This window comes from Uruburuella suis (genome assembly GCF_004341385.1).
Lineage (GTDB): Bacteria > Pseudomonadota > Gammaproteobacteria > Burkholderiales > Neisseriaceae > Neisseria > Neisseria suis.
The window spans coordinates 12,279-24,656 of record NZ_SLXE01000017.1 but is presented as its reverse complement, the minus strand read 5'-3'; the positions used below and the strand labels follow the sequence as shown (position 1 = coordinate 24,656).

The window sequence follows — 12,378 nt, the reverse complement described above, 5'->3', positions numbered from 1 at the left end:
GTTAAACCTGCTGCCGAGGGCAGCAGGCGTGTGTGCCGTTCAGACTCCGGTTTGCGGCGGCAGGCCGTATTCTTCGGGGAAAGTGCGCAAAGAGCTTTTCAGCACCGTTACCGCGCCGTCGATTAAGCCGCAGCGGCCGCTGCCGGGCAGGATTTGGCAGAGGTTTTCCAGCGCACGCAAATCATCGCCGGTGGCAATGCCGGTGTCTACCCGATCAATCAGACGCGCCAGTTGGAAAGTGCCGCTTTTGCAGGGCGGACATTGGCCGCAGGAATTGGCGGCAAAAAATTCCACATATTCCGACACTTTGCGCACCACGCTGGTGCCTTCCGAAATCACAATCATGGCACCGGTGCCGAGGCTGGAATGGCGCTCGCGCACAGAATTGAAATCCAGCGCCACATCCAAATCGGCTGCGGTAAGCAAGGTGTTGGAAGGGCCGCCGGTAAACACTGCTTTAAAGGCGCGGCCTTCAAGCAGGCCGCCGCCATAATCGAAAATCAGCGATTGCAGCGAAGTGCCCATCGGCAGCTCATAGAGGCCGGGGTTTAACACATCGCCCGAGAGCGAATAAAGCTTGGTGCCCACCGCTTCGCCTATGCCCAAATCTTGATACCATTGAGCGCCGTTGCGTAGAATATGCGGCACATTGGCAAAGGTTTCGGTGTTGTTGATCAGAGTCGGCTCATCGGCCACGCCGCTTTCGGCCGGATAGGGCGGCTTGCGGTGCGGAAACGGGAAACCGCCGTTGAGCCACGACACCACCGCCGTTTCTTCGCCGCCGATATAGCGCCCTGAAGTGGGCACCAGTTTCAGGTGCAAAGGCCTGCCCAGATGTGTTTCGAGCTGCTCGAATAATTCGTGCGCATGCCATTGGGCGATGGCTTCGCTCACGGCGGCAATCGATTCGGTTTGGTGCGGGTTGATGTATAAAATCACATGGTTGGCGCGGGTGGCCACGGCGGCAATCAGCGCGCCTTCGATCACTTGGTGCGGGGTGTGCTCGAGCAGATAGCGGTCTTTAAACGTGCCCGGCTCGTCTTCATTGGCGTTGCACACCACATAGCGGTCGCCGTTTTTGCTTTGAGCATTCACCGCCGCTTCCCATTTGCGCCAAGTGGGAAAGCCGGCGCCGCCCATGCCGCCCAAACGGGCTTCTTGCAAAGTGGGCACAATGCTTTGCGGATTTTCCATAGCAACCAGCAGGCCTTCGCCGCCGCCGGCGCCCAGCCAGGCAATCAAATCTGCGCCCACTTGGCGGCTGGGATGCAGCAATAATTGGTTAAGCTTTTGCATGAGTGTTCTCCTGAATGCCGGCGTGTTCGCGCAGATCGAAGGTTCCATAATCGGGATAGAGTATCGGCGCCTTAATATCGCTCTTGATGCCGGCACGAGTCAGCTCGCGCTGGAGCTTGTAGATGTGGGCGATGCCGCCGCGCGCTCTTTTCAACGGCAGGCCGGATTGGGCGGCGGCTGCGCCGGCGCGGCGGCCGAAGCTGATGATGTCGAGCAGGGCGTTGCCCATCAGGCGGTTGCGGCCGTGAATGCCGCCGGTGACTTCGCCTGCGCCGTAAAGGCCGGCGATATTGGTTTGGCCGTTGCCGTCGATAAGCATGCCGCCGTTTTGATAGTGCAGGGTGGGGTGGATCAGCAGCGGCTCTTCGGCAGGGTTAACACCGCATTTGTGCGCCACATGCGCCAGCGACACCAAGCGTTGCAACACATCCGGGTCTTTGGCAATCAGGCGCGGGGTGTCGAGAAACACGCCCACGGTGCCATCGCGCAACACGCCGCGGCCTTCTTGGCATTCGCGCAAAATAGCGGCTGCCACCACATCGCGCGGCAGCAATTCATCCACAAAGCGCTCGCCCAAGCCGTTGACCAAATGGGTGCCGGCAGAGCGCACGGCTTCGGAAATCAGCGCGCCGGCCAGATGCGGCGGATGCGCCACGCCGGTGGGGTGGTATTGGAAAGAATCCACATCGCGCAGCTTGGCGCCCATGCGGTAAGCCATCACCAAACCATCGGCGGTGGCACCATAGTGGTTGGAAGTGGCAAAGCCTTGCAGATGCAGACGGCCGCTGCCGCCACTGGCCAGTACCACCGATTTGGCGTGCACGATCAGCAATTTGCGCCGCTCCAAATCATAGAGCACCGCGCCCACGCAGCGGCCGTGCTCATCGGAGAGCAATTCGATGGCGGGGCAGCGGTTGAGCTGGGTGATGCCGCGCTCGAGCTCGACGGCTTCGCGCAGCACGCGCATCATTTCCAGGCCGGTGAAATCGCGATAGCACAACACGCGCGGGATGCTGGTGCCGCCGGCGCGTTTGCGTTGCAGGCGTCCGTTGTTGTCGGAGCCGGCGGCTAAATCAAATGTCATGCCCAAGCCGATCAGCCAGCGGATGGCGGCGGGGCCGTCGGTGACCATTTGCGCCACCAAATCTTGCTCGGCTGCGTTGTGGCCGCCTTTGAGGGTGTCTTCAAAATGCTGTTGCAGGCTGTCTTCTTCGCCCACAGCGGCTTGAATGCCGCCCTCGGCCATCACGGTGTTGCTGTCGCCGATGCGCAGCTTGTTGGCCATAATCACGCCTGCGCCGGCTTGGGTGGCGGTGAGCGCCGCTGCGGCACCGGCACCGCCGCCGCCAATCACCAACACATCGGTATACATCGGCACGGCACCGGCCAAGTCGAAATCATCAATCAGGGGGCGGCTCAGCAACAACTCGGCCAAATCAGGATGGCAGAATTCGCCGGCATTGGCACCCACGGGCAGGGTGGTGCGGGCGCCTTGGCCGTAATCCGGATGGTATTGGCTCAAGAGCGCTTCTTTTTCGGGCAAATCGGTGCGCATGGGCAGCGCAGAGCTGCGCAGCGATTGCAGGGCTTGGGCGTAATCCACGCCTTTATTGGGGGTGCTCATCAGTGGGCCTCCTTTGTGGCGGCATCAATTTCCACACGCATGCTGCCGTTGTCGATTTGTTGCAGGCGGCGCATCAAGTCGATCGGGCGCAGCGTGCGCGCGGCTTTCATGCGGCGGGCAAACAAGCCCAAATGGTTGGGGCGGATGTTTTCAGGGCAGGCGAGCGTGCACAAATTGCACATCACGCATTGATCGAAAGTGGCGGCTGCGGCCACAAAATCGCCGGCCACCACTTGCGCTACGCCCTCTTGCACTTGCAGGCCTTTGGGGCAGGAGCGGTCGCAGCCGCTGCAATGGCGGCAATGGGAGGATTCAGGGAAAATGCGTGCGGTGTCGTCGAGCCAGTTCCAGCCGTCGCCCACTTCGTCTACATTGTAATAATGCACGTGTTCGGGCATAAAATAATCGATAAAGCTCACCTGCATGCCCGGCTCTACCCGGGTTTCGCAAGCCAGCGCGGTGGTGACTTCGCGCTCGCCTTCGCGGCGGATCAGGCAGCGGCAGGAGCCGCACACGCCTTGACCCATGCAGCCTACGTTGGCGGTGATGGCTGCGCCGGCGCGGGCGTAGGCCTGAATAATGGAGGCGTCCGGCGAGGCTTCGACTTCGTTGCCGTCGATAACCAGACGGTATAATTCATCGCTCATATGCTTGTCCTAACTATCAATGCGCCGGCACATTTTCGATGCGGCTGGCGCAGGTTGGCGGGTGGTTGTGTTTGCTTGTGTTTTCCATTTGCCATCAAAGCTGCCGCTTGCTGCGGAAATCAATAAAACGATGTAAATGGCTATGCAAATCAAAGTGTAATATTTTTATAGACTTAAATTTTAACAGAATTGCTTTTCAAACTACATGGAATAAACAAAGGAAAAACCGAGATGGAATTGATTCTTTTTATTTAAAACAGAGCAATAGATTTTTATAAATAATTGTTTTTAAAGTAAAACTAAAAGCCTGTTGGAGGTGAAAAGTTATGAAGATATTAATTGGATTTGGTGAGCAAGCCTCTTTTATTGTATAGGCATATGATTAATCTAGTAAAATTACAAAGCGATACAGGTTGGGCATACTTTATTTTATTTTGCTGATATTGTTTGATAAGTTTGATGCATATCAAAGTTTGAAACCGCAAGTAAAATGAAAGAGCGGCTTGATTTGTAGTTTTACAACAATCAAGTGCTGCCGTTTGTTTGCCTGTGTGCAGATAAAGCAGAGCTTGAGCCGGCGGTGAAGGCCGTCTGAAACGTTAATTTCGGTTAGGATTTTAAACCTGTTCAGACGGCCTTTTGTAAATCCGACCATGTTATACCCATTCGAAAAATAAGATAACAAGGCGGCGAGCCGAAGACAGTACATCTAGTACGGCAAGGCGAGACAACGCAGTTAGGTTATTTTTTCGAATGGGTATTAAACCGCTTTCACCCAGGCCAAACGCATTTGCTTTTCCACCTCAATCAGCGCAAAAAACACCACGCCCACGGCGATAATCAAGAGGCCGTCTGAAAGCGGGATAGACTCGGTGCCGAACAGCGGCTGCAAAAAAGGCAGATAAGTGATGGCCAGCTGTGCGAGCGTGACGATGCCCACACACAGCCACACCACGGGCGTGCCGCGCACGGCCTGCCAATTGAGCGAGGTGCTGTAGATATTGCGCACATAGAAAAGATAGAAAATTTCCAGCACCGCCAGCATATTCATGGACATGGTTTGTGCCAGCGCCAGCGAATGGCCGCTGCCCTTGGCATAGGCAAACACGCCGAACACGGCGGCAAACATCAAAAGCGCCACCAACACAATATTCCACACCAACATTCTGGAGAGCAGCGGGGCATCGCGCCGGCGCGGCGCGCGCTGCATATTGCCTGCTTCAGCCGGCTCGAAAGCCAGCGCAATGCCCAGCGTGACGGTGGTAATCAGGTTAATCCACAAAATCTGCACCGGCGTGATGGGCAGCGCGGTGCCGATAAGCAGCGCCACAATAATGGTGAGCGCTTCGCCGGCGTTGGTGGGCAGCGTCCAGCTGATTACTTTTTGGATATTGTCATACACGGTGCGCCCTTCGCGCACGGCGGCCACGATGGAGGCGAAATTGTCATCGGCGAGCACCAGATCGGCGGCTTCTTTGGCCGCTTCGCTGCCGGTTTGGCCCATGGCAATGCCGGCATCGGCGCGCTTGAGCGCAGGCGCATCATTAACGCCATCGCCCGTCATTGCTACGGTGAGGCCGTGCGATTGCAGCGCTTTCACCAGCCGCAGCTTGTGGGCGGGCGAGGTGCGGGCAAACACATCGGTTTCCAGAATGCGGCCGGCCAGCCCGGCATCGTCTATAAAATCCAAATCGTTGCCGGTGAGCACGTTATCGGTGTGGGAGAGGCCGATTTCGCGGGCAATGGCGCACGCGGTGGCGGCGTGATCGCCGGTGATCATTTTCACCTGTATGCCGGCTTCATGGCATTGCTGCACCGCCGCCACGGCTTCTGAGCGCGGCGGATCAATCAGGCCGACGAGGCCGATAAATTGAAGCGATTGCGCGATATCGGCGTTGCTCAGGGTGGTTTGGCCGATGGTGGCGGCCTGCTCGGCCACAGCCAGCACACGCCGGCCTTTTTCGGCCAGCTTTTCCACTTGTTGCAGCCAGTAATCGGTGTCCAGCGGTGCATTGCCCTCAGGCGTGCGCTGTTGTGCACACATGGCCAATAAGGCTTCGGGTGCGCCTTTCACATAAATATGCGGCAGGCCGTCTGAATCGCGGCTCAGCACGGCCATATAGCGGTGTGCCGCATCAAAAGGCACGGCATCGAGCCGCGTGTAGCCGGAAAAAGCCTGCCCGCCTTGGCCGCTGATTTTGCCTGCCAACGCCAAAAGCGCGCCTTCCATCGGGTCGCCTTCGGTGCGCCATTGGCCTTCTTGTTCGTGCAAACGGGCATCGTTGCAGCAATAGGCGGCGCGGGCAAAGGCGGTGAGCAGCGGATCTGCGCCTGCCGCCAAAGTTTGCCCGTTGCGCAAAATGCCGCCGGCCGGCGCATAGCCTTCGCCTGCTATCTGATAAACCTGATCGGCAATCACCACATCGGCGGCCATCATTTCGTTGCGGGTGAGCGTGCCGGTTTTGTCGGAGCAAATCACCGACACCGCGCCCAGCGTTTCAATGGCCGGCAGCCGCCGCACAATGGCGTTGCGCTGCGCCATTGTGCGCACGCCGATGGCCAGCGTGATGGTGAGCACGGCGGGCAGCCCTTCGGGAATGGCCGCCACCGACAAGCCCACCACCGACATAAACACGCCGGCAAAATCCAGATGCTCAACAAAATAACCGTAAGTGAGCACGGCGGCGGCCACAATCAGGATAAACACCGTCAGCCAGCGGGCAAAAATATCCATTTGCCGCAGCAGCGGCGTGGTGAGCGTTTCCACATCGGCGAGCATGCCGCTGATGCGGCCGATTTCGGTGCGGCTGCCGGTGGCGGTGACCACGCCCAAGCCGGTGCCGCCGGCCACCAACGTGCCGCTGAAGAGCATTGAGGTGCGGTCGCCCAAGGGCGCATCGGCGCTTACGGGCTCGGTGTTTTTGTCTGCCGGCACCGATTCGCCGGTGAGCACCGCCTCTTCGCATTTAAGCCCGCGCGCGTTGATGAGGCGCAAATCGGCCGGCACGCGGTCGCCCGCTTCCAGCAGCACAATATCGCCGGGCACCAAATCGACGGCATCCAAGCGCTGGCGGCGGCCGTCGCGCAGCACCGCCGAATGCGGCGCAAGCATGCTTTTGATGGCGGCCATGGCTTCTTCGGCTTTGCCCTCTTGGATAAATCCGATTAAAGCGTTGGCCACCACCACGGCCAGAATCACGCCGGTGTCTATCCAATGCCCCAGCGCGGCAGTAACCGCCGCCGCGGCCAACAACACATAAATCAGCACATTGTGAAAGTGGGCGAGAAAGCGCAGCAGCGGGTGTTTGCGCGGCGCTTGGGGCAGGCGGTTGGCACCGTGTTGCGCCAGCCTTTGCGCCGCTTCTTCGGCGCTCAAGCCTTCTGCGCGGGTGTGCAGCGCATCCAGCACGGCGGCGGCTTCCTCGGCATGGGCGGCCAAATGGTCGGGGGTGTGGGGTGTGGGGTGGGATGTCATCGGCGTTTCTCCATGAAGGGCGGCGGCATGGCGGCGCACAGACATGGCTGGCGCGTTCAGACGGCCTCAAGATAAAAACGGGTGATTGTCCGCAGCCTTTGGGGCGGTGAGCAGGCAAGGGTAATGGTTGTGGTGTTATGCCTGATGGTGTGTGATGCGCTGCACAGTCGAGTGCGTGCAGGCGCAGAAAAACTGCACCATGATAGCACAGGGTTTGTTGCTTTTGAAACGACTCAGCGCTCAAGCGGGCAAGAGAAAAAATCGGGTATCGACTATGGGCGCGGAAAGAAATCAATGAATTGTCGGCAGAGGTGTATTCGGAAGAGGCCGTCTGAAATATCAGTCGTGTAGCCGCGTAGGTACGATTAGCTTTGTCAAAACAAAGCGTAATCGTACGCATGACACACAAAGGCCGTCTGAAACCTCTTTCAGACGGCCTTTGTGTGTCATGCCGCTGCGTGCTTTCATCCGTATGATTACGCCGCAAAAGTGCGGCGTGCGCACCTGCGCCGCTGTGTTATTTTTTTTGCATTCCACATATATATATTATTGATTCGGCAATTAAATATTGAATATTTTCAGATGCCGGCAAACAAGCCTTTGGCTTGTTGCCCTCTCCCTAGCCCTCTCCCACGGGAGAGGGAACAGGTTTCTGCTGCGGGTAAGAGGATGTGAATATTCAATAATTAATTGCCGCATCTATAAGATATGTCGCAGGCCGTCTGAAAGCTTTCAGACGGCCTGCGGGATATATTGAATTGCAGGTTATTTATTTGCCCGGCATTAAAGCGCAGCGAGCACGGCATCGCCCATTTCGGCGCAGCCCACAAGCTTGGTGCCTGCTTCGAAAATGTCGCCGGTGCGCCAGCCTTGTTCGAGCACTTTTTGCACCGCCGCTTCGATTTGCTGCGCGCGTGCTTCATCGCCGAAGCTGTAGCGCAACAACATGGCGAGCGACAAGATGGTGGCCAAGGGGTTGGCTTTGTTTTGGCCGGCGATGTCGGGTGCGGAGCCGTGGGAGGGCTCATACAGGCCTTTGCCGGTTTCGTTCAGCGAAGCGGAGGGCAGCATGCCGATGGAGCCGGTGAGCATGGAAGCTTGGTCGCTCAGAATATCGCCGAAAATATTGCCGGTGGCGATTACGTCAAACTGTTTGGGCGCGCGCACAAGCTGCATAGCGGCATTGTCGACATACATATGGCTCAATTCAACATCAGGGTATTCGGGGGCGATTTCATCGAAAATTTCGCGCCACAATTCGGTGGTTTCCAGCACATTGGCTTTGCCCACGGAGCACACTTTTTTGTTGCGCTTTTGTGCGGCCTGAAAAGCCACGTGGGCGATGCGGCGGATTTCGCTCTCGCTGTAGCGCATGGTGTTGAAGCCTTCGCGCTCGCCGTTTTCGAGCGTGCGAATGCCGCGCGGTTCGCCGAAATAAATGTCGCCGGTGAGCTCGCGCACAATCAGAATATCCAAGCCGGCCACCACTTCGGGCTTGAGCGTGGAGGCGTTGGCCAATTCTTTATAGAGAATGGCCGGGCGCAGGTTGGCAAACAGATTCAAATCTTTGCGGATGGCCAACAAACCGCGCTCGGGGCGCAGGGGGCGATCGAGATTGTCGTATTGCGGGCCGCCCACGGCGCCGAGCAGCACGGCATCGGCCTGATGGCAGAGCTTTTGGGTGAATTCGGGATAGGGCGCGCCGTATTCATCGTAGCCGGCGCCGCCGATGGGCGCATATTGATAGGCGGCATCGAGGCCTTCTGCAATCAGCCGGTCGAGCACGCGCACGGCTTGAGCGATGATTTCGGGGCCGATGCCGTCACCGGGCAGAATGGCGATGTGTTGGGTCATGAGTGTTCCTTGCAGTCGGTTGATGATGGGTTTACGGCGATTTTGAAGACCAGTTTTTTGATTTCGGCTTCGTTGCCGATTAAAGGCGCATGGGCATCTTCGGGAAACAGAATCAGAAATTCGCCCGGGCGCACGTGGATATGGGCGCTGGCCGGGTCGTGAAAAAATTCGACATCGCGCTCGGCCTGATAGCCCGCCACGCTTTGGGTGAGCTCTTGTGTCGGCCGCCAGCCGTAGCCTTCGCTGCCGCCCAGCGGAATCTGAATATCGATGTAGTGGCGGTGGGCTTCGAGCTTGGCCGCTTCGGCGCTGCGCATCGGCTCGCTGCCGATAAAGGCACGCAATTGTTTGTTGGGGCGGATTTCATAAGCGGCTTGGTCGATGGCGGCCAAATCGAGCGTGTGCAGAAATTCAAAGGCCGTCTGAAAAAGCGGATGCAGCGCGTAATAGCGCTCGGCACGGGCGATTTGGTCGAAAACCATGACATAAGCCTTGATGAAAACAGGGTGGGGCGATTTTACCCTATTTTACGAAGGGCAGTGGGAAAAACTGTTTCAGACGGCCTGAAGTAAAAATGTAAACAAAATGTAAACAAGGCCGTCTGAAAGAGCGTGCAGGCATTATCGGCCGCGGTGAATTTCAATCGGCGTTTGCACCGCTTCGCTGCCGGCCCATTCATAAAGGGCAACCGTGGCGGGGTCGCACTTGCAGCAGCTTTTGCTGCCGCAGCTGCTGCCCTCGGGCAGCTTGCGGATGCGCCCTTTGCGCTCGAGCATGTCGAGCATGGGTGCGAGCGCTTCGGCGGATGTGCCCAGCCCCATCGCCATATCGGCCACGCTGGCGCGGCGGTGCCGGCGCAGATATTGGCTCAAATCGGTGATAATCATGATGCGTTTCCTTTGCTTGCGGCGGCTTGGGTGCGCGATACTTTGTCAACGCGTTTGCCGGCTAAACGCAGGCCGAAAAAGGCGGCAACCATCACCGCGCCCACCAGCGCCATCCATACGGCTGATTGGGTGGGGTGGCGGGCAAAAGTGGCGGCTTGATAATAAAAAGTGGCGGCGCAATAAGCCAGGCCGGTGGTCCACAGCACCACAAATGCGCTCCAGCGCGCGCCCGCTTCTTGATACACCACGGCCACGGTGGCGGTGCAGGGGAAATAAAGCAGAATAAACAGCAAATAGGCAAACGCGCCGATGGTGCCGTCGAAGCGGCTCTGCATGGCACCGAATGTGCCTGTGCCCAAATGGTTTTCTTCGGCAACGGCCGCTTCGCCGCTGTTTGCCGCGCCCAAGCCTAAGGGATCGGCCCAGGCACCGAGCGCTTCGCCCAAGTTGGCCGGTATGGTGGCAAAGGCATCGGCCACGGCGCTGCCGAAGTGGAATTCTTCATCGGCGGCCGCCGCACCGCTGTCGCTGGCGGCCAAGGCGCTGTAAGCGGCGTTGAGTGTGCCGATCACGGCTTCTTTGGCCAAAACGCCGGTGAAAATGCCCACTGAAGCCGGCCAGTTGTCGGGCTGCAAACCCATTGGCGATAAAGCCGGCGTGATGCTGCGGCCCACCGCGGCGAGCATGGATTTATCGCTGTTTTCATTGCCGTAGCTGCCGTCGGTGCCGATGGCGTTGAGCACACTGAGCACCAGCACCATCGGCACAATCACGCGCCCGGCGCGCACGATAAAGCCTTTCAGGCGGTTCCAGGTGTGAATCAGAATGCCTTTGGGCGTAGGCAGGTGATAGGGCGGCAGCTCCATGATAAAAGGCGTGGCCTCGCCTTTGAGCAAGCTGTTTTTCAGCACCAGGCCGGTGAACACGGCGGCGATGATGCCGATAAGGTAAAGGCTGAACACGATGTTTTGCCCGTTGTGCGGGAAAAAAGCCGCCGCAAACAACACATACACCGGCAGGCGCGCCCCGCACGACATAAAAGGTGCCATGGCAATCGTCATCAAGCGGTCGCGCCGGTGCTCCAGCGTGCGGGTGGCCATCACGGCCGGCACGTTGCAGCCGAAGCCTACAATCAGCGGCACAAAGCTTTTGCCCGGCAGGCCGATCCAGCGCATAAAGCGATCCATCACAAAAGCCGCGCGCGCCATATAGCCGGAATCTTCAAGCACGGAAAGAAAAAGATACAGAAAGCCGATAATCGGAATAAACGTGGCCACGGTTTGAATGCCGCCGCCGATGCCGTCGGCCAAGAGCAGATTGAGCCATTCGGGCGAACCTGCGCTTTGCAGCAGCGCTTTGAAGCCGTCTACAAACACCGCGCCGAAAAATTGATCGAAAAAATCGATAAATGCGCCGCCGATGTTGATGGTAAACATAAACATCAAATACATCATCAGCAAAAAAATGGGAATGCCCAACACGCGGTTGAGCACAATGCGGTCGATGCGCTCGGTGAGGTCGCGGCCGATGCGCCCGCTGTGGTGCACGGCGGCTGCGGCCAATTGGTTGGCCAGGCCGTAGCGCGCATCGGCTACCATAATGTCGATGTCGTCGCCCAGCGCGGCGGCTTCGGCTTTTGCTGCGGCCAATGCGGCGGGCGGGGCGCTTTTTTGCGCCAGCGCATCGCCTTCGAGCAGGCGCACCGCCAGCCAGCGCGGTGAGGGGGCATCGGCCAGCAGCGGCAGCAGGCGCTCGACAGCCTGCTCAAGCGCAGGCTCATAATGCGGCACCAGCGCGGTAGTTTGCGGTGCGACAGCGGCTTGGGCGATGGCCTGCTTCAATTCGGCCACACCTTTGCCCGAAGCGGCGGCTAGCGATACCACGGGGCAGCCCAATTTTTGCGCCAGCAGCGCGGTGTCTACCTTCATGCCTTTGTCGGCGGCCACGTCGGTCATGTTTACAGCCAGCAGCAGCGGCACCTGCATTTCGGCAAGCTGGGTGGTGAGATAAAGATTGCGCTCGAGGTTGGAAGCGTCCACCACGTTCACCACCAAATGAGTGGTTTGCTCTTGGGCATAGCTGCGTGCCACTTGCTCATCCAGCGACACTTCTTGGTCGGTCACATCCAGCGAATAAGTGCCGGGCAAATCCACCACTTCAAAAGTGTTGCCGCCCAGTGAAAATTCTCCGCTCACGCGCTCCACGGTTACGCCCGGCCAGTTGCCCACGCGCTGACGCGAGCCGGTGAGGGCGTTGAACACGGTGGTTTTGCCGCAATTGGGGTTGCCGATCAGGCCTAAGGTGAAGCGTTGGCTCATGATAATTTCTCCACCAGCAAGGCATCGGCTTCGGCTTTGCGCAGCGATAAAGAAAAACCACGCACGCTGATTTCCACCGGGTCGCCCATCGGTGCGATGCGTTTCACGGTGAGCTCGGCGCCGGGTGTGAGCCCCATGCTCAGCAGCTTTTTGCGGTAGGCGCGGCCGGTTTCGGCAAAGCCGCTGATGCGGGCGCGATCGTTGGGGCGTAAATCTTGCAGGGTGGCCATGTGTGGTTTCCAATTTATTCAGACGGCCTTGTTGTTCAAGAGTATTG

At 58.4% G+C, this 12,378-nt stretch carries 9 protein-coding genes; all 9 read right to left on the bottom strand.

Features of this window, described 5'->3' with window-relative positions; translation table 11 throughout:
• Window positions 1-39 precede the first annotated feature (39 nt).
• Window positions 40-1,296 (bottom strand): complex I 51 kDa subunit family protein, encoded by a 1,257-nt coding sequence (locus EV680_RS07240; protein WP_132954082.1) that lies wholly within the window; start codon window positions 1,294-1,296, stop codon window positions 40-42.
• Entirely contained in the window at window positions 1,283-2,920 is a 1,638-nt protein-coding gene (locus EV680_RS07235; protein WP_132954081.1) for an FAD-binding protein, read from the bottom strand. The genes EV680_RS07240 and EV680_RS07235 overlap by 14 nt, the downstream gene beginning before the upstream one ends.
• The gene (locus tag EV680_RS07230) at window positions 2,920-3,567 is read right to left on the bottom strand and encodes a 4Fe-4S dicluster domain-containing protein (protein ID WP_132954080.1); all 648 of its coding nucleotides are present in this window, start codon (window positions 3,565-3,567) and stop codon (window positions 2,920-2,922) included. Before EV680_RS07230 ends, EV680_RS07235 begins: the two co-directional genes overlap by 1 nt.
• Window positions 3,568-4,327: 760 nt before the next feature.
• On the bottom strand, window positions 4,328-7,087 hold the full coding sequence (locus EV680_RS07225) for a cation-transporting P-type ATPase (protein ID WP_132954079.1): 2,760 nt from the start codon (window positions 7,085-7,087) through the stop codon (window positions 4,328-4,330).
• Window positions 7,088-7,825: 738 nt separating this feature from the next.
• A complete protein-coding gene (gene leuB / locus EV680_RS07220) occupies window positions 7,826-8,896 on the bottom strand; it encodes a 3-isopropylmalate dehydrogenase (protein ID WP_132954078.1) in 1,071 nt (356 codons plus the stop codon).
• Window positions 8,893-9,378, bottom strand: a complete 486-nt coding sequence (locus EV680_RS07215; protein ID WP_132954077.1) for a NanQ anomerase/TabA/YiaL family protein — start codon at window positions 9,376-9,378, stop codon at window positions 8,893-8,895. Before EV680_RS07215 ends, leuB begins: the two co-directional genes overlap by 4 nt.
• Before the next feature lie 138 nt (window positions 9,379-9,516).
• Window positions 9,517-9,783, bottom strand: coding sequence for a FeoC-like transcriptional regulator (locus EV680_RS07210; RefSeq protein ID WP_132954076.1), 267 nt, complete (start codon window positions 9,781-9,783; stop codon window positions 9,517-9,519).
• On the bottom strand, window positions 9,780-12,101 hold the full coding sequence (gene feoB, locus EV680_RS07205; RefSeq protein ID WP_132954075.1) for a Fe(2+) transporter permease subunit FeoB: 2,322 nt from the start codon (window positions 12,099-12,101) through the stop codon (window positions 9,780-9,782). Before feoB ends, EV680_RS07210 begins: the two co-directional genes overlap by 4 nt.
• Entirely contained in the window at window positions 12,098-12,331 is a 234-nt protein-coding gene (locus EV680_RS07200) for a FeoA family protein (RefSeq protein WP_132954074.1), read from the bottom strand. Before EV680_RS07200 ends, feoB begins: the two co-directional genes overlap by 4 nt.
• Window positions 12,332-12,378: the final 47 nt, after the last annotated feature.